This is a genomic window from Lentzea alba (assembly GCF_047445655.1).
GTDB classification, from domain to species: domain Bacteria; phylum Actinomycetota; class Actinomycetes; order Mycobacteriales; family Pseudonocardiaceae; genus Lentzea; species Lentzea alba_A.
The window spans coordinates 292,825-313,946 of sequence record NZ_JAJAEG010000001.1 but is presented as its reverse complement, the minus strand read 5'-3'; the positions used below and the strand labels follow the sequence as shown (position 1 = coordinate 313,946).

Sequence of the window (21,122 nt, the reverse complement as noted above, 5' to 3'; positions counted from 1 at the left end):
GTCGACGTGTGGGGAGGCTCTTATGTCTGCCGTACCTTCAGACGAAGTCTTCGATGTTCCTGCTGTTTCTCCCCTGCACCTCGTCAGAGGAAGCGCCCCGGGACTGTTCTGGTACCTCACCGAGCCCACCCGCTGCGCGCTCGACGTCAGCGAGTTCGTCGTCACGCGTTCGATGCTGCGCGGCGCACCGTCGGGTGACGGCCATCCGGTTCTCGTGTTCCCCGGTCTCGGGGCGACCGACTCGTCGACCGTGATGCTGCGCCGGTTTCTGTCCGGTTTGGGCTATCAGGTGTCGCCGTGGGGCCTGGGCCGCAACATCGGCCCGACCCGCCGCGCCGTCGACGGCATGCACGCGCTGGTGAAGAAGGTTTCCGACGAGCACGGCCCGGTGTCCGTCGTGGGCTGGTCGCTCGGCGGGATCTTCGCGCGCGAGATGGCGCGCGACCACCCGCACCGCGTGCGCCAGGTGATCACCATGGGCTCGCCGTACAACATGTCGGATCCCGTGCAGTCACGGGCGATGCCGGCCTTCTCGCTGTTCTCGCGCCTGCACATCCCGCGCGAGGAGTTCCCGCCGCTGGAGTCGACCCGGCCGCCGATCCCGGTGCCCGCCACGTCGATCTACTCCAAGACGGACGGGATCGTCTCGTGGGAGTCGTGCGTCGAGGAACCGGGTCACCGCAGGGAAAACGTGCAGGTGTCGTCCTCGCACCTGGGGTACGGGTTCAACGCCACCGTGTTGTGGGTGGTGGCTGACCGGCTGGCGCAGGCGGAGGGTACGTGGGCACCCTTCGCCGCGCCGCCGGGAATGGCCCGCATGTACCCGCGGGCCGCGTAGGGCCTACTTCGTCATCGGTTTGCCGTTCGCCGTGACGTTGGTGAACTTCAGGCCGTCGACGTTGTTGACGGTGTTGGTGGTGGAGCTGACGGTGAACTTGGAGTCCCGCAGCTCCAGCCCCTTCACGTGCTCCTGGGACAGGCCGGACACGTCGAGGACCTTGGAAGCCTTGGTGCTGCTGCAGTTCGAGAGGTAGAACGGCCCGAACTTCGGCACGTGGCTGCCCGTCTGCGAGTTGTAGGTCGTGGTGACGTAGACGAATGCGCGCGCGAAGACACCGGACACGCTGTCCAGGTTGATGTTCTGCGAGAAGCCACCGCGCTTGGTGTTCGACTTGACGTACAGCGCGAACTTGGTGGCGTTGACGCAGTTCAGCTTGTAGCCGTAGACGTTGCGGATGCCGCCGGTCTGCTCGCTGCCGCACGTGATGGCGCCCCAGTTGCCGTTCATGCGGCAGTTGACGACGACGATGTTCTGGCACGGCACGTTCAGGCGCCGGCCGTCCTCGTCGCGGCCCGACTTGATGGCCACGTTGTCGTCGTGGGCACCGAGGTCGCTGTTGGCGATCACGATGTGGTCGCACGACTCCGGGTCTACGGCGTCGGTGTTGTTGGCGGACGTCGTCGGGTCGGTGTGCACGTCGTCGACCGTGACGTTCTTGCAGAGCGTTGGGTGGATCTGCCAGAACTTCGGGTTCTTCAGCGTCACGCCCTGGATGAGCACGGTGTTGCAGTCGTAGGGCTCGATGAACGTGGAGCGCATGTTCTTCCCGGAGCCCGGAACCACGCGCTTCTCCGGCGGGGTTCCCTTGGCCACCAACGACTCCAGGTACGAGCGGTCGCTGCCCTTGTTCCACGAGCTCGTCGCGCCGGCGTCCAGGGTGCCTTTGCCGGTGATCGCGATGTTGGTCTGCTTGTAGGCGTAGACCATGGGGGAGCGGTTCATGCACTCGATGCCCTCGTAGCGCGTCAGCACCGTCGGGAACTTCGAGCCGTCGCTGGAGAACTTGAGCAGCACGCCGTCCTCGAGGTGGAAGTCGACGTTGCTCAGCAGGTGGATCGCGCCGGTGACGTAGGTGCCCTTCGGCACGATCACGTGGCCGCCGCCGGCCGCGTTGCAGGCGGCGATGGCCTTCTTGAAGGCTTCGGTGTTGTCGGTCTTGTTGTCGCCCTTGGCGCCGTACGCGGTCGCGTTGAAGTTCTTGTCGGGGAACGACGGGAGCTTCGTGTTCCGCACGATCTCGTTGGCGGCCGGCCAGGGCAGCACCGGAATCGCTACCGAATGATTCAACGCCGTGTGCACCGCTGCTCTTGCTGCCTGGGCCAGAGCCGGTGTGGCGACCGCGGCCACGACGGTGGACTTCATCAGCAGCCGACGGTTGATCCTGCCGTCCATTCGACGTCCCTCTTCCACAGTGAAGGCAACGTTGGGCGGCGGCGTTGCAGAAAGACTGTAAACGTTTGCGGTCCGTTAGTCGAGGAGTCGGAACGCGGCGAGGGCGAGCTTGACGCGGGCCAGGTCGGAGACGTCGAGCGGGATCTGCTCCAGGCGGCGGGAGACGCTGCTGTGGTGCAGGTGCAGCAGGTCTGCGGCGCGGCGCAGGGAGCCGGTGGCGCAGTAGGCGTCCAGGGTTTCGAGGTCTTCGGCGGACAACGAGGCGACCGCAGCGACGTCGGCGTTCGCGCGGAGGGCGTCGGGCGGGAGCTGGGCGAGGAGGGCCAGTGCGCCGAGGTCGCGGTAGTGGACGACGGGGGTGCGCGGGGTGGTGAAGCGGAGGGCGGCTTGGGCTTCTGACCAGGCGCGGGAGGGGTGGGGATCGGCGCCGATGCCTGCTCGGACATCGGGCGGGAAGTCGCCGAGCCTGGTGGCCAGGAGGACGCCTGTGCCGGCCACCGGCGCGGCTTTCACGAGATGTGATGGGCAGACGACCGCTGCCACGCGGTCCAACGCCTGGTCCGAGCTGATCGCGGCGACGTGGACGGGCTTGTCCGCGGCGAAACCCAGCAGGCGCAACGCTCGGGCGCGGCCGGCTTCGTCGGTGTCGGCACTGATCACGAGTTCCACCAGAGCGGGATCGGCCATGGTGGTGCGCGCTGGGCCGTAGCGCTCGACGACGGAGGCTGCGGCGATGGCCAGGCGGTCGAGGAGGACTTCGTCGAGGGGGTTTGAAGGAGCGAGGCGCTCCAACCAGACCTGGCCGATCTCCTCGTCGTCGAGCGTGATCACCGCCGTGGGGGAAGGCTCCCCAGCGGGTTCGGCGGCGGGAGTTCCGCCCGGCGACATGCGGATCACCTGGCCCGTGCTGTGCAACCGGATGCCGGCGACGCACTCGGCGAGACCCGCCGAAGCCCGCGTCAGGGCGGGAAGATCGACCCGGCGGCGCATCAGGGTGTCGTAGAACATCACGACCCGGATCGCGCCCTCGACGTGCGAGTCCAGGTTCGACAGCCGCGTCGCCAACGCCTCCATGCCCCGACGATAGCGACGATCGGCGCGTCACCGGCCCCGAATGCGCGACGTGCGTCGGCTGAAGACCGGGCCGGTGCTCACGAGGATGGGACGCATGGATCCCGAGTTGGAAGCTTTCGTCCCGTTCTTCCCGAAGGCCGAGCTGACCGATGTGGTGAAGGAACGCCAGTTCCTCGCCGAGCTCGCAGGCGGCATCCCGGCGGAGACGGACGGCATGGAGGTCGAGGACCTTCTGGTGCCCGGCAGTCCCGAGGTGCCCGTCAGGATCTACCGGCCGCTCGAGGCGCGCGGCACGGTTGTCTGGATGCACGGCGGCGGCTGGTGCATCGGTGACGTCGAGACCGAACATCCGTGGGCGTCACGGGTTGCCGCACGGTCGCAGGCGACGGTGATCTCGGTGGGGTACCGCTTGGCGCCGGAGAACCCGTTCCCGGCCGCGCTGGACGACGCGTGGACGGTGTTGCGGTGGGCGCACGAGAACACCGCCGACCCGGACCTGCTCGCGGTCGCCGGGCACAGCGCGGGTGGCGGGCTGGCGGCGGCGTTGGCGCTGAAGTCACGTGACGAGCAGGGACCGCCGATCCGGTTCCAGCTGCTGCACCAGCCGGGACTCGACGACCGGCTGACCACGTGGTCGGCGCGGCACTTCACCGATACGCCCTGGTACAACCGCGCCAAGGCGACGCAGGCGTGGGGGCACTACCTGGGCGGGCAGCTCGCCACGCCGTACGCGGCGCCGGCACGAGCTGAGGACCTGTCCGACCTGCCGCCTGCCTACATCGCGACGGCCGAGTTCTGCCCGAACCGCGACGAGGACCTCGCCTACGCGATGCGTCTCCTGCAGTCGGGCGTGCAGGTCGAGCTGCACCAGTGGCCCGGCACGTTCCACGGTTCGCAGGCGTTGCTGTCCGCCGAGGTGTCGCAGCGGCAGTTCGCGGAGATCAGCGACGTGTTGCGCAGGGCGCTGTGCTGAGGCCGTTTCTCGGGAGTTTCGCGGCGGTCGTCGGCTTTCAGGTCATCGGTGCCGTCGCGGGGTTGGCACCGCTGCTCGCCGTCGTCGAGCTCGGCCGCTCGTTGCTGACCGGTGCTCATGCGGATCACGTGTGGCTCGTGGTGGTCTTGGGCGCCGCGGGTTTGTTGGTGCGACTGGGTTTCACGGCGCTGTCGTCGGCGATCGGGCATCGGCTCGACACGCGGGTGCAGCTGTCGTTCCGCCGCGAACTGGCTGTGGCACTGGGAAATGCGCCGACCGGGTGGTGTTCCTGGACGGTGGACGGGTCGTGGAGGAGGGCGGCCACGACGAGCTGTTGCTGCGCCGTGGCCGCTACGCCGGTTACTGGGAGATCAGCGGAACCCGTTCCGCGTGTACGTCAGGCTGAAGCTGCCCTTGTTGGAGAAGTACTTGTCGATCAGCAGCGCCGGATCGGTGGCCATGTACCCGCGGTACACCGCCCCGTCGTTGCCGTCGTCCCAGCCCCACGGCGCGTTGGCGGCGTTGTCCTTGCCGTTGTCACCGCGGAACGTGCCGAACGACGCGTACGTCTCGGAGTTGTTGCGGCGCGCCCACATGCCGTTCGTTGCGAACGTGTTCACCAAGCGGTAGTTGACGTTCCGGTCGTTGCCGCCGGACGGGACCTCGCCGGTGGCGGCAGGGTAGTAGATGACGCCGTCGCCGCCGGGGAAGTTGTTGCCGTCCCAGCGGTACAGGCCGTGTCCCTTGGCTTCCTGCCGGGTGGTGGGGCGCCCGTTGTTGAGCAGCAACGTGCCGTCGATGGTCTCGGAGCCGTTGCGGTACGGCGATCCGGCGGGCACGTAGGAGTAGAAGTCGCTGTGGGCCACCGTGACCGCGGCTTCGAGCTGGCCGAACCCGCTGTCGCGGCGGATCGCCAGCAGCACGCCTTCGAGGTCGTTCTCGTGGGTCGTGATGCTCCACGGGTCGGGCTGGTCGTCCCAGTCGCGCGGGTGGAAGAAGCCGTAGACGATGAACCAGTGCGTCGACGTCTCGACCACCGAGTAGTAGGCGGCGCCGGTGAGCTTCGCGAGCTGGGTCTGGTTCTCCCAGTTGTTCAGCGTGTTCCAGTCGCCATCGAAGTCCACAGTGGACAGGTAGTCGGCGTCGTGATCGGAGTCGTCCGTGTCCTGGTGGTGGATCGGGGCCCAGTGGAACGCCAGGTCGTAGTCCGAGACGGCGGCGTGGGCTGGGGCGGTCAGGGCCGTGGTGAAGAGAGCGACGGCCATCAGGGTGGCGCGGATCGTTTTCACGACGGCGCAGACTAGGGGTGCGCGGGGCTGCGGGTGGCAGGTTCACGCAGCGTTCACCCTCGGTGGTGCGATCAGGTGACTGCCGGAACCGATGCAGGCTGATTCCGGACAACCGCACGCCCACGGACGGTGTCCCGAATTATTGATCAATACGCTGTACAGGTGCTGGACGAGGGTTTCTCTTGCTGTTCGTCCGATTTCGGCGGGAAACTGGCGCGTCCGATTTACTGTCCGGGTCGACAGTGATCCGGGCCTAGGATTCCTGGGGGCGATCCTTTGATGGGAAACGGATTGTGGCGGAGACTTCTGGTTCCGCTGTTCGCATTGTTGTTCGTGGTGTCGTTCGAGAACTCGGCAACTGCTCGATCGGCAGCTGATCCGCAGAGACATGACGGCACCTCGCAAGTGCTCGCCGGATGCATCGAGGCGGCACTGAAGTCGCAGGCAGAATCGTGGACGTGCACGCCGGCCGGATTGACTGTCGCCGGCAACTCCGGCAAGCAGTCGTTCACCCCGATCAGTCCGGGAGTGGCGCCATCGGTGGAGTCGGGTGGTGTTACCGCGCTCGACGACTACGACAGCTGGTGCGAGTTCGGCAGCGTCTGTCACCGCGAGATCAACGACTACGCCGCCGAGACGAAGGGCAACGCCGCGTACGGCAACCAGAACGGCGTGATCGGCACCTTCGACGTGGTCATGCGCATCAACCTCAACGGGCGCCAGGCCCAGACCAAGATCACCTTGATCTGGGACAGCGGCCCGGCGATCCAGTTCAACGAGGTCTGGGGGAACTGCTGGGAAGAGATCAACAACTGGCCGGACACCAATTGCGGCAACCACTACGCGGGCGCGCCCGTGATCGGGCCGGTCGGGTGGCGCTGGAACAGTGGAACTCTTTACGGCAATCGTCTGGACAATTCCAACGAATACTACATGGCGGTCAGTGGGCGATTCACTCCGAGCGGACATCCGCTTTACGTGATGGGTGTTCTTGAGTCGCTCTACTTCCACTGCTACGGCAGTCTCAACGATCGGTGCTACTTCCCCTACTGATAACGGGGCGGCCGGGTCCGTCGGGCCCGGCCGCGTCGATCGTGAGATGATCGCCGCCATGTCCTCCTGGGATGAAGCAAAAGTCGTGGAAGAGGTTCCCGCCGGCTACGTCGAGCTCACGGAGAACGGTTTTGGGGCGATGGTCGGTTGGCTCGCCGGGATGAGGAACGTCGTCCGCCTGCCCGATTCACCGGGACTGCACACGACGAGGATCACCGGGCCAGACGGCGCTCGCTACGAGCGGGAGCGCAGCCAGGAAGAGCAGGACGTGGTCGACGACGACATCGACGAGTACCTGCGCGACTGCGGGCTGCCCCACCGCCCGCGCGGCTTTCAGTGGTTCGCGAGGCTGCCGGAAGGCGTTGGCGCTGACGACTTCTGGCCGATGATCATCGGCACCACCGAGGGGGTCGGCCCGCATCCGTCCGAGACTGCCCAGGCGGTCCGCGAGCTTCTCGCGGCCAGGTATCAGCTGTAGATGGTGACCGTCAGCCGCGGGTTCGAACGGAAGTCGATCGACTCGTAGGCAACGCGCGCAAGAGGCATCGAGCCCGCCGCCGCGGTCAGCGTCGTCTCGATCTCGTTGCGCTCGTCCTCGGTCAGGTACGGCCAGAACGAGCTGTGCCAGATCACCGTGTACGTGCCGCGTTCGTCGGGCGGCACGAGGTTCTCGCGCAACCACCGCCCGGCCGGCGAACGGGCGACCTTCACCCCGACCTTGGCGGCCACCTCGATGGCGTCGTCGAGGTCCCAGCGCAGCGCGTCGTGCTCGGGCGGGATGAACGAGTGCAGGATCATCGCGTGCTTGGGGTCCGCCGGGTCGCGGGGCTGCAGGTCGCAGCCGGCCCGTTCGACGATCTCCAGCTCGGGCGGGCGCGGCCCGACGGCGGCCAGGCGCACGGGGGAGTCCTTCTCGCCCCACTCCCAGCCCAGGCCGAACCAGCGGTAGCGGTCCAGGATCAGGTTCAGGCCCGCGCACGCGCCGAGCTCGAGCAGGCGGACCTTGGGCGCGCCGATCATGGTCAGGCCCCTGAGCAGGAACCCGGCCGTCTTCGGTTGGTGCTGCTGCACCGTGCGGTCGAGCGCGGCCAGAATCTCTCCGGCGTTCTCGACGATCGCGCGCCGGGCCGCGAGCCACGCCAGCAGCGCGGTGGAGTCGGACTCGCCGGCCATCGCGGCGGCGTGCGCGCTGGCGAACCGCTGGCTGAGTTCCGGCGCCTTTCCCGACAGCATCAGCAGTCGCACGCCGGCCAGTGCCTGGATGCCGAACAGGGGGCTGTGCACGGCGGTGTGCGAGCAGAGCAGGTCGGCCACCGGTCCGCCGCGGTCGAGTTCGCTGGCGAGTTCGGAGAGGATGCGCGCGGAGACCGGCGCGCTGGTGCGCAACCGCACCGCGAACGTGCGCAGGGTGGAGGCACCGATGCTGCTCGCGGTCACGCTTCCTCCCTTCTTCGGCAAGGCACTTTACAAGGGCGTGAAGTACTTCTTACCCATATGAGACCGGGCGTGCCGCTGGTGTGCGGTGGGTATCGTGCGGCCTGTGAGCGAGTTCCTGGAGCTTTCCGCGGCCGGTCCGGTCGCCACGTTGACGATCAACCGCCCGGCGAAGCGCAACGCGATGAGTCACGAGATGTGGTCCGCGCTGCCAGGGTTGATCGGGCGTGTTTCCGCTGATGAGAGCATCAGGGTGCTGGTCATCAGGGGCGGCGAGCACTTCTCCGCGGGCGCCGACATCGCCGAGTTCTCGACCTTGCGGCGCGGTCCCGAGGGCGCCGCTCGCTATGGCGAGGCGGTGCACAACGGCGAGCGCGCGATTGCCCAGCTGGACAAGCCGACGATTGCCGCGATTTCCGGTTTCTGTGTCGGCGGTGGGTGCGAGATCGCCCTGGCTTGCGACATCCGGGTGGCATCTTCGGACGCACGATTCGGGATCACGCCCGCGAAACTCGGCATCGTTTACAACTTCACGTCCACCAAGCAGCTCGTGGACGCGGTCGGCCCGGCGTGGGCGAAGCAGATCCTGTTCTCGGCGGATTTGATCGACGCGGCGACGGCGTTGCGGATCGGGCTCGTCAACGAGGTCGTGGAGTCTTTGGACGCCCGCGTGAAGGAATTGTCCGAACAGATCGCTGGGCGCGCGCAGGTGTCGGTGCGGGGTGCCAAGAAGATCATCAACTCGATCACCGATGGTGGGCACGAGGACGACTTCGTGCGGGAGCTGTACGCGGAGGCCGCCTCCAGCGCGGACTACGCGGAGGGCGTGTCGGCGTTCCTGGAGAAGCGGCCGCCGAGGTTCTGACGTGGGTGAGCTGATGGTGGCGTTCACCGCCCCGGCCGAGCACGGCTGCCTGTTTTTTGGAGGACCGGCAGGCGAAGGGGCGGCACGACTCGTGGAACCCGGCAGAGGCGCGGTTCAACGTTGAGGACGACACCGCCGTCTTCGGCGTGATGCCCTCCGTTGACGGGATGGTCAGCGTGCGGGTCTGGCGCGGCTCGTCGGAAGCCGGCGCGGCCACGCTGCCGTACTTCTCCGGGGTGCTGATGTCTGCGCACGGGATGGCCGTGGTGCGCGACCCGAACGACTACGTGTCGCTGACGTTCTGGCTCGAGCCCGGCCCGAACCCGTTCTACGTGCTGACGGACTCGGTGGAGTTCCCCGAGTCCGTCGACATCGTCTTCACGGACTAGCGGGAAGCCGTGCGGAACAAGGTCTGCGACGCGGTAGCGGTCGCACGGGGGCTCCTCGACGCGACCTCTCGCCTCGACTTCCCCGTTGCCGCCCTGGTCGATCTCGCCCGCCGGTTCGCCGCCATCGAGTTCGACACTCCGGACGCGCCGGACGCTGACGGCTATCTCTTCCAGCACGGCGAGGCGAGCTGGTTCTCCGAGCCGGCCTTCGTGCTCGGTCTCGTTCGTCAGCTGGAGGTCGAGGACTCCTCCGGCGAACATGAGGCCTACGTCCAGGTGCAGTTCGAGTTCAGGTATCCGCTCGACGACGACCTGGCCGGTGCCGGCCGTCATGCGGATTGGTGGTTTCCCGGTGAGGGAAAGGAGTTCGAGGTCTGGCTGACGGAAGTCGCCCAGAGCCCGATCGTGCGTCACGTCGCCGGCAAGACGCCGCGTGACTTCCAGATCTGGCAAGAGCTGGTCTGACCTGCTTGTCGGACCAGCCGCAGCCCAACCTCGAACTCTTCCCGGCTAGAACACCTCGGCGGCGATCGTGGTGTCCGGGCCGTGGCCCGTGTGCACCACGGTCTCGCCGGGAAGCGTCAAAAGCTTCTCCCTGATGGACTTCTCGATCGTCGGCCGGTCCGAGAACGAGCGGCCGGTCGCGCCCGGCCCGCCCTGGAACAGCGTGTCGCCGGTGAACACCGCGCCCAGTGACGGCACGTAGAAGCACACCGCGCCGGGCGAGTGGCCGGGCGTGTGGAGCACCTCGATCCGTTCGCCCGCAACGGTGATCTCCTGGCCGTCTTCCAACGCCAGGTGCGGGATCACGCCCATGTGCGTCAGTTCCCACACGATGCGGTCGTCCTGGTGCAGCGCCATGGGTGCGCCGGTGGCGTGGGCGAGATCCGGGGCGACGCGGACGTGGTCGTCGTGGGCGTGGGTCAGCAGAATCGCCACCACCCGACGGCCGTCCACGACCTTGAGGATCGCGTCGACGTCGTGCGGGGCGTCGATCACCACGCACTCGGCGGAGTCACCGACGACCCAGACGTTGTTGTCCACGTCGAAGGTTTCGCCGTCCAGCGAGAACGTGCCGGACGTGACGGTGTGGTCGACGCGCAACGCCATCAGAAGACCACGACCGATCGCAGGACCTCGCCGTGGTGCATCTTCTCGAAGGCTGCTTCCACGCCGTCCAGCGGAATCTCCTCGCTCACGAACGCGTCGAGGTCGAAGCGGCCCTGCTGGTACAGGTCGACGAGCATCGGGAAGTCGCGGGTGGGCAGGCAGTCGCCGTACCACGAGGACTTCAGCGAGCCGCCGCGTGAGAAGAAGTCGATCATCGGCATGTCGAGGCGCATGTCCGGGGTCGGAACGCCTACGAGCACCACGGTTCCGGCCAGGTCGCGGGCGTAGAAGGCCTGCTTCCACGTCTCGGGGCGGCCCACCGCGTCGATCACCACGTCCGCGCCGAACGAGTCGGTCAGGCGCTGGATCTCGGTGACCACGTCGTCGACGTCGCGGACGTTGATGGTGTGCGTGGCGCCGAAACCCTTGGCCCACTCCAGTTTCTGCGGGTCGGTGTCGACGGCGATGATCTTCGCGGCGCCGGCGATGCGGGCGCCCGCGATGGCGCCGTCGCCCACGCCGCCGCAGCCGATCACGGCCACCGAGTCGCCGCGGGTGACGCCGCCGGTGTTCATGGCGGCGCCGACGCCGGCCATGACGCCGCAGCCGAGCAGGCCGACGGCGGCCGCGCGAGCGGTCGGATCGACCTTTGTGCACTGTCCTGAGTGGACCAGGGTCTTCTCGACGAACGCGCCGATGCCCAGTGCGGGCGACAGTTTCGTGCCGTCCGTCAACGTCATGGGCTGCGAGGCGTTGAACGTCGAGAAGCAGTACCAGGGCTTGCCGCGGCGGCATGCGCGGCACGTGCCGCAGACGGCGCGCCAGTTCAGCACGACGAAGTCGCCGGGCTCCAGATCGGTGACGCCGTCGCCGACGGACTCCACCACGCCCGCGGCCTCGTGGCCCAGCAGGAACGGGAACTCGTCGTTGATGCCGCCCTCGCGGTAGTGCAGGTCGGTGTGGCAGACGCCGCACGCCTGGACCTTCACCACGGCCTCACCGGGACCGGGGTCGGGCACCAGCACCGAGGTCAGTTCGACGGGTTGACCTTTGCCACGGGCGACGATGCCCTTGACCTCTTGCGCCACGCTGCGACTCCGTTCTCACTTGATCAAAGTCGTGCCTTCGAACTCGCCGAGCTCTTCCCGGTAGAACTCAATCCCTACACCGTTGGGGTCGCGGATGTACAGGCTGTCCTCGACGCCCCGGTCGGGGCCCAGGTACTCGATCCCGCCGGCGTCCAGCTTGGCCTTGATCTCGTCGAACCGCTCGGGGGAGATGGACAGCGCAAGGTGCTGCACGGCGCCGATCGTCTCCGTGAAGTCCGGGTGGTCGTGGCCCGGGAAGTCGAAGAACCCCAGCAGGTTCTTGCTGCCCAGGTCGAAGAAGAAGTGGCTGGAGCCGCGGTAGTCGCGGTTCTCCACGAGCTCGACCAGCGGGAAGCCGAGGAACTCCTGGTAGAACTTGATCGTTTCCTCGACGTCCTTGCAGATCAACGCGATGTGGTGCACGCCTTTTGTCGGCGAGCCGCCGCGCTCGTCGAGCGGCTTGACGTACTGTTCGCGCAACTCGTCGCGCTTGGCCCTGATCGCGTCGAGCTCCGCACCTTCTGGCTGTGGCATGCGAGCTAGAATAGTTGAGAATTCAAGCGTTCGCAGCGTCGGAAGCGGCTCTCAGCCGGTCACGCCCTCGAACTCGACCGAACGCTCTTCCTGCAGCAGAGCGGCCTGCAGGTACGCGACGGCGGTTTCCCGATCAAGCCTGGTGTCGCACTCGAACCGCGCCAGCGAAAGATCACCCGGTTGCCGCGCGTAGACCCGCAGCGACGTCACGTCGTGCAACCCGAAACCGTCGTCGATGCCCCAATGCGAGAGGTTCGCCGCGCTCATCAGGTCCTCGGCGTCGTCCAGCGACGGCGCCGAGAAGAACAGCCGCCCGTGCACGTAAACGCCGCGCGCGCCGCTCGGTGCGATGATCGTGATCGGGGTGCCCGTGCGGCACGCCAGGAAGTGGAACGCGATACCGCCGCCGCGCGAGCCGATCACGGTCGCCGCGGGCAGGCCGCTCCACGTGACAGGGCGTTTCGCGAACGCCTCCGCCTGGCCCAGCAGGAACTCGCGGTAGGTCTGCGGGTTGAGGTCCTGCAGGTAGTTCCACATCCGGAAGACGTGGTGATAACCGAGCTTGCCGGCGAGTTCCAAAGCCGCGCGGAACGCGAGCCTGCCCGCGTAGGTGTGTTCGTCGCACGGCGGAATCCGCCCGGCGCAGAACAGGTATTCGCCGTCGTGGCCGTAAGTGATCGCTTTGTGCTCACCGGATTCGACGCCGCGCGTGCTCGTCCAGACCTCGGCGAATCCACGCCGGTCGTCGTCGGCCAGGTGCACCGTGAGTTCCGGGTGCCCGGCCCGCAGCACCGGGTTGAACGAGGTGTCGGTGAAACGCACGACCCCCAGCCGGGAGCGGGCCGGGTCGTCCGGCACGGCGGACAGCGGCTCGAACCTCGAGGACAGCGCACGAGCCCGCAGCTGACGAGTCATCACTGGCCCTTTCGCAGGCGACCGAGTCAGATTAAGTCGCCATGCGATTGGTGTGTACCTTTGCGTCTCGTTTGGACCGTGCGCCGGGACCGGTTCCAGATGTGATCAATCCTCTTCGTCACCGGGCCATTTGCCGGTGAGCTTCTGGAATCCCTTGGCGCCGCCGCGGTCGATCGCGGCTTTCACCAGGCCGAATATCGCCCCCTGCAACGCCGCGGCGAGCAGGACCTCGCGCCAGCTCCGGTTCCTCATGGTGGCACTCGGGGCTTCTTGGTCGTTCCCGACGACTTTCCACACTTGACCAAAGATCGCGGTTGCGAGGAGTCCTCCCAACGCGCCGAGCAACATTCCCAGTGGGCGGTACAGGAACTTCATCCATTCCTCCTGGAAAGTTTCCAGATCACGAGGACCAGTGCGATGAGCACGGCCGCGATGGCAGCAGGATGCCGGCGCGCCTTCTCGACCTGTTCCGCGACGGGATCGGGCAGGGAGGCGATGGCCTCGTTGGTGGCCGCGGTCAGTTTCGCTGCTGTCTCGTGCGCCTGCTCCTTCACCCGGCCGGGCACGTCCGCCTTGTGCGCCAACGCCTCCACGGTCTCGCCCAGCTCACGCCTCGTGCGCTCGACGTCCTTCTGGAGCTGTTCCTTGGGGTCGCTCATCGGTGCGCACTCTCCTTGATCGTCGCGATGTCCTGCTGGATGTTGTCCATCGCCTGCCTGGGCACCGGCGGCGCGGCCTGCTTGACCTGACCGCGTCCTGCGAGCGCGAAAATGCCCGCGAACAGCAAAAGAGCGGCCGCGACGATCAACGCGGCCGCCCACGGCGGTACTACGAGCGCCAGCAGCATGATCAGGCCCGCGACGACGCTGAGCCCGCCCCACCACGCGAACACGCCGGCCGCGCCGAACATCCCGGCGCCGACACCGGCGTGCTTGCCTTTGTCCTTCAGCTCGGCGACGGCGAGTCGGATCTCATCGCGCGCGAGCCTGCTCACCTGCTCGGACAGCTGATTGACCAGCTGTGCGGTCGACGTGTCGGTGTTCATGCACGTCAGGTACCCACAGCTCGCGTCTGTGAACCTCGGGCTCAGCCCTGCTGGGCTTCCTTCACCTTCGCGTGAACCTCTTCCATGTCCACGTCACGCGCCTGCTGAATGAGGCTGTCCAGCGCGTTGCCCGGCAACGCACCCGGCTGCGCGAACAGCACAACACCCTCGCGCACGATCATCAGCGTCGGAATGCTCCGGATGCCGAACGTGGCCGCCAGCTCCTGCTGCGCCTCCGTGTCGACCTTGCCGAACACGAGGTCCTCGTGCTTCTCCGACGCCGCCTCGTACGTGGGCGCGAACGCACGGCACGGGCCGCACCACTCGGCCCAGAAATCGACCAGAACGATGCCGGACCCGCCGACCACATCGTCGAAGTTCTCCGTGGTCAGCTCGACCGTCGCCATCTTGGTCCTCCTCGTTTGCTGGGGTACCCGTTCTAACGGAGCACTCGTGTTCGGAATTCCCCGGCGTGCTTGCGGTCACCCCGCCACGTCGGCGGGCAGGTCGGTCCGGTACTTGACGTTGAGCTTGCGGTACACGCGGGTCAGGTGCTGTTCGACGGTGCTCGCGGTGATGAACAGCTTGTCCGCGATCTCCCGGTTGGTGTGGCCCTGGGCTGCGAGTTTTGCGACCTTGCGTTCGGCGTCGGACAGGGTGTTGGCGTCCGTGTCCGGGGGCAGCAGCGGGGTGGCTCCTGTTCGAGTTGCCACGTGCCAGGCTCTGCGCTGGGTCATGCGCGCTCGGCGGTGTTCGCCTGTTGCCTGCCAGGCTCGGCTCAGGTCGTGCAGGGTGCGCGCCAGTTCGTACCGGTCTTGGAGGGCTTCGGCTGCTTCAGTCAGCAGCCCTGGTCGCTTGCGCTTCTCCTCGCAGGCGGCGAGGAGTCTCAGCTCGTGGCCGTTGCGCGGGTCGTTGACGAGATCTTTTGCTTTGGCCTTGTTTCCCTGGTTCAGCCATGCCTCGGCGGCGCCTGCACGCCACTGCACGATGTCGTCCATCTGCCAGTTCGCCAGCGTCTCTCCGATGGTCAGGAAGTCGCTCAACGCCGCGTGGTTCCTGTTGTTGGCCAGGTGGTGGTGGCCGCGTGCGTGCGCGTAGTGGATGCCTGCCCTGGTTTGGTGCATGGCTGGTGGGGTTGGGATTTCGGCGAGTTTCTGGGCTGCTGGGTCGTCGCCTCTTCTGGTGGCGGCCAGGAGTGCGGTGCTCAGGGGGAAGCCGATCGCTATGCCCCAGGCTTGTCGTGACAACGTTGTCAACGCCGCTGCTGACTGGCTGCTTGCCGTGGTGAGGTCGCCGGTGCGGAGGCTGATCTCGGCTCGGATGGCGTTGAGCATGGCTCGGAGGGTGGTGGAGCGTTGGGCGGACTGCAGGAGCTGGTCGCACCAGTGGGCTGCCGTGTCGAGGGCGTCGGCGTAGGTCAGCGCGAGTAGTGCGGTGATCCGGTAGTCGTTCACGCCGTGGGTGCTGGCGCCTTGGAGGAGTTCTTCGGCGGTGGTGGTGTCTCGGGATCCCTTGAGGACCGACGCCAGAGTCGTGGTGGCTCGGGCCCACGGCTCGGTGGTTGTCGGCCAGCCCGTTGGCGCCCCGGCGATGTCGGACCCGCTCTCTAGAATCGAAATTGGGGGTACCCGGCGGGTGTCGTGTGTGTGGTGCGTGGCCATCGCGCGGGTTGGGGGTTCGGTGCTCGGTGGCGGGTCCGCTGGCGTTCCGGCGTTGTCAGACCCGCTTCCTAGAATTGAAATTGGGGGTACCCGGCGGGTGTCGTGTGTGTGGTGCGTGGCCATCGCGCGGGTTGGGGGTTCGGTGCTCGGTGGCGGGTCCGCTGGCGTTCCGGCGTTGTCAGACCCGCTTCCTAGAATTGAAATTGGGGGTACCCGGCGGGTGTCGTGTGTGTGGTGCGTGGCCATCGCGCGGGTTGGGGGTTCGGTGCTCGGTGGCGGGTCCGCTGGCGTTCCGGCGTTGTCAGACCCGCTTCCTAGAATTGAAATTGGGGGTACCCGGCGGGTGTCGTGTGTGTGGTGCGTGGCCATCGCGCGTGCGTCGGTCGGCGGGGCGTGGCTGGCCAGCGCGGCATGGCCCGGCAGGTGGCAAAACAACCACGACCGCAGCGGCTCGGTCCAGGGCAGCTCGGCCAAGACCGCCGAGGCCTCCGAAGTTCGGCCGTGCCACAGCAACAGCCGTGCGAGCGACATCTCCTGTTGCGGGTCCAGGAGCCGTGAGCGCGACGCCGCCAGTAGAGCGGGAACGTGCCGGAAAGCCCTAACCGGACAGTCGTGCCACTCCACGGAGGCCAGGCGCGCACGCACTGAGGCGCGGCACGAGTCGTCAACCGCTGTGCGCGCGGCGAGTTCCAAATACCGTGCGGCGACATCGGCCGAACCGTCGAGCAACGCCTGTTCGGCGGCCTCCTGCAGCACCGGCGCCGCCCACGCCGCCAGCGGGCGATCTGCGGCGGCCAGGTGCGGGGCGACCGAAGAAGCGGGGCTACCGCGGTCGTGCAACAGGCGGGCGGCGCGCAGGTGCAGGTCGCCGCGTTCGTGGCGCGGCAGCGAATCGAGCAGGTAGCCGGCCGCCGACGGGTGGCGGAAACAACCGGCAGAGACGAGGCCGGCCTCAGACATCGTCGAGAGCACGCGTGGGACGGCTGCGGGATCCAAGCCGGAAAGCTGGCTCACCAAGTCCCCAGAGGATGGGCCCAGCACGGCCAGAGACAGGGCGACCTGCAGCACGGACGGATGGCTGCGGTGCACGCATGCGAGCAGGTCTTCGCGCAGAGAAGCGGCATCGAGTACGGCGTGGACCAACAGCGGGTTGCCGGCGGTCAGCTGATGCACCTCAACGGCGCGTGCGCCGGCTAACAGGGCCGTGGAGGGCACGTCGAAGCAGCCCACGCGCACGCGGTGGCAGTGGTGTTCGCGGACCAAGGGTGTGTGTACGGGCGTGGTGGGGCCGTCAGCCTCGACCAGCAGCAGCATCACGCGCACGGAGCTGATGCGGCGGGCCACGTAGAAGAGGCAGTCCAGGGACAACGGGTCGGCGTGCTGGATGTCGTCGACGGTGATCAGCAGCGGTGCGTCGGAGGCCGTGATCTGGCGGGCCAGGTCGTGGAGCTCGACGGGGTCCAGGGTCGGGTTCGCCGTCGGCGACACCGGTAGGAGCTGGGACAGGACGCCGAGGGGCAGGCGTTGTTCCGAGGGGGTGCAGGTGGCGGTGCCCAAACGCACGCCGGTCGCTGACGCTATTTCCGCAAAAGTGTGAACCAGCTCTGTCTTGCCGGCGCCGACGGGGCCGGTGACCAAGGCTACCTGTCCATTTCCGGAAAGGGTTTGGCCCAGCATCGTGCCGAGTAGTTCGAGTTGGTTCGCTCGTCCGATCAACCTCACGAACTCGCCACGACGGAAAGTGGCGGCGAGGTCGGGAACAAAGGTGTGATTCACTCGATCGGACGAGGGCGCATTCTCGGGTGGAAGAGTTGGGTGCGGAGGTCGTCGACCAGGTCGAGGAGCTCGTCGTCGCCGTGTGCGAAGCCGAAGACGTGGTGGTCCGGGCGGATCAGGGCGGCTGCTGCGTCGAACCGGGCCAGGAATGGCAGGTAGACGTTTTCGGTGTCGACCGCGGTGTGGGCGTCCGCCGCGGTTCCGGCCGGGAGCAGGTGGACGACCTTGGTGTTGATGTCGTCCAGGAACGCGCGCCGCGCCGCGCCCAGGAGCGGACGGACGTCGGACCGCGCGAGCAGTGCGAAGCCGGGGCCGAGCACCGAGTCGAACGGGCCGTGCTCGTTCGCCGTTTGGACGGTGGCGGGTGGGAGCAGCGGGCCGTCCGCGTCGAAACCGTCGAGCAGGGCGTCGTGGGCTCTGTTGCGCAGCACCAGGTCCAGCTTCCAGGTGAGGGTCGCGGCGTCGGAGATGTCGCCGGGTGGGGGGAGCAGGATCCGGCCCGAGCGGCGGCTGCCGGGGTGGCCGTGGACGCTGTGCCGGCCGTCGCAGTCGATCACCCAGGACGACGTGAGGGTTTCGCCGCCGGTGACGGCTTCGGCGTAGCGGCCGTGGTCGACCAGCAAGGCGGTGGAGCGGCCGCGGAGGATTTGCAGATTCGGCAGTTGGGCGGCGCGTGAGTCCAGCACCGAGGTCAACGCCGAATGGTGGAACATCGTCACGCCGGGGCCTCGGTGGAATCGCAGGACCGCGCCGGAGAATTCGAGTTCGGTGCCCGGGATGCCGATCAGGTCCAGCACCGAGCCGATTCCGCAGCTCGCCAGAACGCGCATCGTCTGTTCGTTCAACCCGACCACCTGGGGATACGTCGGAGAAACGGCGACGGGGTCGGCGAGCGTGGTCAGCCAGCCGCGTTGGGCGAGCAGGATCGATAGGACCTGGGCGACCGGGCCGTGGCCGATGACGAGCACATCGGTGTCGGGACAGGAATTATCTGGGCAGGAATGAGCGGGTGGAATCGGCATCGCCATCGCCAGCTCTCCTTTGCGCAAAGGTCCACACCTTGAATCGAGCATGCGGAGCGCGATTCAGTGCGACAACCCGTGTCGAGACGGGCTGCCCGCCGTCACCTGTCAGGGAGGGTCTAGGGGGCAGAGCAGGGGGGTGACTTCAACTTTTTGTGGACGGGTTCAACTGGGCGTTGTACGGTGCCCGCCATGATGCCGCGCCTGCTCGTCACCTCGTTGCTCGTCGCAACGCTTGCTGCCTGTGGTGGCACGTCTGACAACGCGCAGACGTCCACGCCGTCGTCGTCGGACCTGTCCACGGTCAAGAAGGACGACGCCCTCGCCGCGCTGGTGCCGCCCGCGATCGCGTCGACCGGGAAGCTCAAGGTCGGGTCGAACATCCAGAACCCGCCGAACAACTTCTACGCCGAGGACGGCAAGACGCCGATGGGGTCGGAGGTCGACCTGATCAAGGCGATCGCCGCCAAGCTCGGGCTTCAGGCCGAGCACAGCGACATGGCGTTCAGCTCGCTGATCACCAGTCTGGAGACGCAGCGCGTCGACGTGACGATGGCGGCGATGAACGACACCGCCGAGCGCCAGCAGAAGATCGACTTCGTCGACTACTTCACCTCGGGCATCACGATCATGGTGCAGAAGGGGAACCCGCAGGGCGTCAAGGGCCCGGACGACCTGTGCGGCAAGGGCGTCGCGGTCAACCTCGGCAGCTCGCAGGAGCAGTTCGCCAAGGAGCAGAGCCAGAAGTGCCAGGACCAGGGCAAGCCCGAGGTCCAGCTCGCCGTCACCGACAGCGACACCGGCAACCAGAACCAGCTGCGCACCGGCCGCGTCGCCGCGATCCTCAACGACCTGCCGACCGCCGTCTACGTCGCGAAGACCGCGGGTGACGGCAGCTTCTTCGAGGTCGTCCAGCTCCCGCCGATCAACGGCGGCCCGTACGGCATCGGTGTCAACAAGCAGAACGCCAAGCTGTCCGAGGCGATCAAGGGCGCGCTGCAGGCGTTGATCGACGACGGCACCTACACCAAGATCCTCACCACCTGGGACATCAAGCAGGGCGCGATCACGAAGGCCGCCATCAATGGCAAGTGATCTCCGCACCACCGACACCGGGGAAGAACTGGTCGTCGTCCCGCTGCGCCACCCCTGGCGGTGGTTCAGCGGGGTGGTGATCGTGCTGATCATCGCGGGCCTCGGCTGGGCGATGGCCGAGGCGCAGATCCAGTGGGAGGACGTGCCGGGGTTCTTCACGCACCCCGTGATGCTCGAAGGCCTGCTCAACACCATCGTGCTCGCCATCGCCGCGCAGGGTGGCGCGATCATCCTCGGCGTGGTCATCGCGTTGATGCGGCTGTCCGCGAACCCCGTCGCGCGGTGGTTCGCGGTCGGCTACATCTGGCTGTTCCGCGGGCTGCCGGTGCTGCTGCAGATCCTGATCTGGTTCAACCTCGCGCTGGTGTTCCAGAACATCAGCATCCCGATGCTGTTCTCCGTGCCCACCAACGTGGTCATGACCGCGTTCGTCGCGGCACTGCTCGGCCTGGGGCTCAACGAGAGCGCCTACATGGCCGAGATCGTCCGCGCGGGGCTCTCCAGCGTCGACGAGGGGCAGACCGAGGCGGCCAAGTCGATCGGCATGACCCCGCTGGTGACGCTGCGCAGAGTCGTTCTCCCGCAGGCGATGCGCGTGATCATCCCGCCGACCGGCAACAACTTCATCAACATGATCAAGGGCACCTCGATGGCGTCGGTGATCGCCTTCCTGGAGCTCATCCACGCCGCGAACAACATCTCCTCGCGCAACCTGGAGATCATGGAAACCCTGTTCGCCGCCGCGGCCTGGTACCTCGTGATGGTGTCCGTCGCGTCGATCGGGCAGCACTACCTGGAGCGTGCTTATGGCCCTCGTTGAGGCGATTGGGGTCCGCAAGTCGTTCGGCCACACCGAGGTCCTCAAGGGCGTCGACCTGGAGGTCGAGCGCGGCGAGGTCGTCTGCCTGCTCGGGCCGTCCGGTGCGGGGAAGAGCACTTTTCTCCGCTGCGTGAACCACCTGGAGACCATCGACGCCGGCCGGATCTGGGTCGACGGTGTGCCGGTCGGGTTCCGTGCGCAGGGTGGAAAGCTCTACGAGCTGCGGGAACACGAGGTCGCCCGGCAGCGGCGCGACGTCGGGATGGTGTTCCAGCGGTTCAACCTGTTCCCGCACCGCACGGCGCTGGAGAACATCATGGAAGGCCCGGTCCAGGTGCTGGGGCGGGGTCGCGGCGAGGTGCGCGCGGAAGCGTTGGCGCTGCTGGAACGGGTCGGGCTCGCGGAGAAGGCTTCGGCCTACCCCGCGCAGCTGTCCGGTGGCCAGCAGCAACGTGTTGCGATCGCGCGTGCTCTGGCGATGAAGCCCAAGCTGATGCTGTTCGACGAGCCCACGTCCGCGCTGGACCCGGAGCTGGTCGGCGAGGTGCTCGACGTCATGACCTCGCTGGCCCGCGACGGCATGACGATGATCGTGGTCACTCACGAGATCGGCTTCGCCCGCTCGGTCGCCGACCGCGTGGTGTTCCTCGTCGACGGAGCCGTGGTGGAGAGCGGCACACCTGCAGACGTGCTGGACAATCCGCAGCAGCCGCGCACGCAACAGTTCCTCGCAAAGGTGCTCTAAG

General features: G+C 67.3%; 24 protein-coding genes. 10 read left to right on the top strand and 14 right to left on the bottom strand.

The window, feature by feature from the left end; all coding sequences use genetic code 11:
• The first annotated feature begins 22 nt into the window (after window positions 1-22).
• On the top strand, window positions 23-838 hold the full coding sequence (locus LFM09_RS01475; RefSeq protein WP_414094369.1) for an esterase/lipase family protein: 816 nt from the start codon (window positions 23-25) through the stop codon (window positions 836-838).
• 3 nt (window positions 839-841) lie between these two features.
• Here the strand turns inward: LFM09_RS01475 and LFM09_RS01470 are convergent, their stop codons facing one another.
• Together LFM09_RS01470 and LFM09_RS01465 are read right to left on the bottom strand one after the other, a co-directional pair.
• Window positions 842-2,233, bottom strand: a complete 1,392-nt coding sequence (locus LFM09_RS01470) for a glycoside hydrolase family 28 protein (RefSeq protein ID WP_414094368.1) — start codon at window positions 2,231-2,233, stop codon at window positions 842-844.
• 75 nt (window positions 2,234-2,308) lie between these two features.
• On the bottom strand, window positions 2,309-3,307 hold the full coding sequence (locus LFM09_RS01465; protein WP_414094367.1) for a PucR family transcriptional regulator: 999 nt from the start codon (window positions 3,305-3,307) through the stop codon (window positions 2,309-2,311).
• Between the two features lie 94 nt (window positions 3,308-3,401).
• Between LFM09_RS01465 and LFM09_RS01460 the strand changes: the two genes are divergently transcribed.
• Window positions 3,402-4,280, top strand: a complete 879-nt coding sequence (locus tag LFM09_RS01460) for an alpha/beta hydrolase (protein ID WP_414094366.1) — start codon at window positions 3,402-3,404, stop codon at window positions 4,278-4,280.
• A 371-nt stretch (window positions 4,281-4,651) separates the two neighbouring features.
• Here the strand turns inward: LFM09_RS01460 and LFM09_RS01455 are convergent, their stop codons facing one another.
• Window positions 4,652-5,569, bottom strand: a complete 918-nt coding sequence (locus LFM09_RS01455; RefSeq protein WP_414094365.1) for a hypothetical protein — start codon at window positions 5,567-5,569, stop codon at window positions 4,652-4,654.
• A 336-nt stretch (window positions 5,570-5,905) separates the two neighbouring features.
• Between LFM09_RS01455 and LFM09_RS01450 the strand changes: the two genes are divergently transcribed.
• Window positions 5,906-6,622: a hypothetical protein gene (locus tag LFM09_RS01450; RefSeq protein ID WP_414094364.1), complete on the top strand. Its 717-nt coding sequence runs from the start codon at window positions 5,906-5,908 to the stop codon at window positions 6,620-6,622.
• A 58-nt stretch (window positions 6,623-6,680) separates the two neighbouring features.
• Window positions 6,681-7,100 carry a DUF5956 family protein gene (locus LFM09_RS01445; protein ID WP_414094363.1) on the top strand — a complete coding sequence of 140 codons (420 nt, stop codon included), beginning with the start codon at window positions 6,681-6,683 and terminating at the stop codon, window positions 7,098-7,100.
• On the opposite strand, the gene LFM09_RS01440 is transcribed toward LFM09_RS01445, so the two are convergent.
• Window positions 7,091-8,059 carry a DUF2332 family protein gene (locus LFM09_RS01440; RefSeq protein WP_414094362.1) on the bottom strand — a complete coding sequence of 323 codons (969 nt, stop codon included), beginning with the start codon at window positions 8,057-8,059 and terminating at the stop codon, window positions 7,091-7,093. The genes LFM09_RS01445 and LFM09_RS01440 overlap by 10 nt on opposite strands.
• A gap of 103 nt (window positions 8,060-8,162) precedes the next feature.
• On the opposite strand from LFM09_RS01440, the gene LFM09_RS01435 reads away from it, so the two are divergent.
• The 3 genes from LFM09_RS01435 to LFM09_RS01425 are packed head-to-tail and all read left to right on the top strand — an operon-like array spanning window position 8,163 to window position 9,775.
• Window positions 8,163-8,921: an enoyl-CoA hydratase/isomerase family protein gene (locus LFM09_RS01435; RefSeq protein WP_414094361.1), complete on the top strand. Its 759-nt coding sequence runs from the start codon at window positions 8,163-8,165 to the stop codon at window positions 8,919-8,921.
• Between the two features lie 56 nt (window positions 8,922-8,977).
• Entirely contained in the window at window positions 8,978-9,310 is a 333-nt protein-coding gene (locus LFM09_RS01430) for a hypothetical protein (RefSeq protein ID WP_414094360.1), read from the top strand.
• 9 nt (window positions 9,311-9,319) lie between these two features.
• Window positions 9,320-9,775: a hypothetical protein gene (locus tag LFM09_RS01425; RefSeq protein ID WP_414094359.1), complete on the top strand. Its 456-nt coding sequence runs from the start codon at window positions 9,320-9,322 to the stop codon at window positions 9,773-9,775.
• 45 nt (window positions 9,776-9,820) lie between these two features.
• Here LFM09_RS01425 and LFM09_RS01420 read toward each other — a convergent pair whose 3' ends face one another.
• The 10 genes from LFM09_RS01420 to LFM09_RS01375 form a co-directional block, all read right to left on the bottom strand.
• On the bottom strand, window positions 9,821-10,420 hold the full coding sequence (locus LFM09_RS01420; protein ID WP_414094358.1) for an MBL fold metallo-hydrolase: 600 nt from the start codon (window positions 10,418-10,420) through the stop codon (window positions 9,821-9,823).
• Window positions 10,420-11,508 carry an S-(hydroxymethyl)mycothiol dehydrogenase gene (locus LFM09_RS01415; RefSeq protein ID WP_414094357.1) on the bottom strand — a complete coding sequence of 363 codons (1,089 nt, stop codon included), beginning with the start codon at window positions 11,506-11,508 and terminating at the stop codon, window positions 10,420-10,422. Before LFM09_RS01415 ends, LFM09_RS01420 begins: the two co-directional genes overlap by 1 nt.
• A gap of 15 nt (window positions 11,509-11,523) precedes the next feature.
• On the bottom strand, window positions 11,524-12,042 hold the full coding sequence (locus LFM09_RS01410; RefSeq protein WP_414094356.1) for a VOC family protein: 519 nt from the start codon (window positions 12,040-12,042) through the stop codon (window positions 11,524-11,526).
• 51 nt (window positions 12,043-12,093) lie between these two features.
• Window positions 12,094-12,957, bottom strand: coding sequence for a hypothetical protein (locus LFM09_RS01405; RefSeq protein ID WP_414094355.1), 864 nt, complete (start codon window positions 12,955-12,957; stop codon window positions 12,094-12,096).
• Between the two features lie 105 nt (window positions 12,958-13,062).
• Window positions 13,063-13,332: a DUF4235 domain-containing protein gene (locus LFM09_RS01400; protein WP_414094354.1), complete on the bottom strand. Its 270-nt coding sequence runs from the start codon at window positions 13,330-13,332 to the stop codon at window positions 13,063-13,065.
• Complete coding sequence (locus LFM09_RS01395) at window positions 13,329-13,616, bottom strand: DUF3618 domain-containing protein (RefSeq protein WP_414094353.1); 288 nt, start codon at window positions 13,614-13,616, stop codon at window positions 13,329-13,331. Before LFM09_RS01395 ends, LFM09_RS01400 begins: the two co-directional genes overlap by 4 nt.
• The gene (locus LFM09_RS01390) at window positions 13,613-14,002 is read right to left on the bottom strand and encodes a phage holin family protein (RefSeq protein ID WP_414094352.1); all 390 of its coding nucleotides are present in this window, start codon (window positions 14,000-14,002) and stop codon (window positions 13,613-13,615) included. Before LFM09_RS01390 ends, LFM09_RS01395 begins: the two co-directional genes overlap by 4 nt.
• A gap of 41 nt (window positions 14,003-14,043) precedes the next feature.
• Window positions 14,044-14,409, bottom strand: a complete 366-nt coding sequence (gene trxA / locus LFM09_RS01385; protein WP_414094351.1) for a thioredoxin — start codon at window positions 14,407-14,409, stop codon at window positions 14,044-14,046.
• Window positions 14,410-14,484: 75 nt separating this feature from the next.
• Window positions 14,485-17,385 carry a LuxR C-terminal-related transcriptional regulator gene (locus LFM09_RS01380; protein WP_414094350.1) on the bottom strand — a complete coding sequence of 967 codons (2,901 nt, stop codon included), beginning with the start codon at window positions 17,383-17,385 and terminating at the stop codon, window positions 14,485-14,487.
• A 50-nt stretch (window positions 17,386-17,435) separates the two neighbouring features.
• The gene (locus LFM09_RS01375) at window positions 17,436-18,488 is read right to left on the bottom strand and encodes an FAD-dependent monooxygenase (protein ID WP_414094349.1); all 1,053 of its coding nucleotides are present in this window, start codon (window positions 18,486-18,488) and stop codon (window positions 17,436-17,438) included.
• A 165-nt stretch (window positions 18,489-18,653) separates the two neighbouring features.
• On the opposite strand from LFM09_RS01375, the gene LFM09_RS01370 reads away from it, so the two are divergent.
• Genes LFM09_RS01370 through LFM09_RS01360 form a run of 3 tightly spaced genes read left to right on the top strand, consistent with a single transcriptional unit; the run spans window position 18,654 to window position 21,121 of the window.
• Window positions 18,654-19,556: an ABC transporter substrate-binding protein gene (locus LFM09_RS01370; protein ID WP_414094348.1), complete on the top strand. Its 903-nt coding sequence runs from the start codon at window positions 18,654-18,656 to the stop codon at window positions 19,554-19,556.
• Complete coding sequence (locus tag LFM09_RS01365) at window positions 19,546-20,376, top strand: amino acid ABC transporter permease (protein WP_414094347.1); 831 nt, start codon at window positions 19,546-19,548, stop codon at window positions 20,374-20,376. Before LFM09_RS01370 ends, LFM09_RS01365 begins: the two co-directional genes overlap by 11 nt.
• On the top strand, window positions 20,363-21,121 hold the full coding sequence (locus LFM09_RS01360) for an amino acid ABC transporter ATP-binding protein (RefSeq protein ID WP_414094346.1): 759 nt from the start codon (window positions 20,363-20,365) through the stop codon (window positions 21,119-21,121). Before LFM09_RS01365 ends, LFM09_RS01360 begins: the two co-directional genes overlap by 14 nt.
• The last annotated feature ends 1 nt before the right edge of the window (window position 21,122 follow it).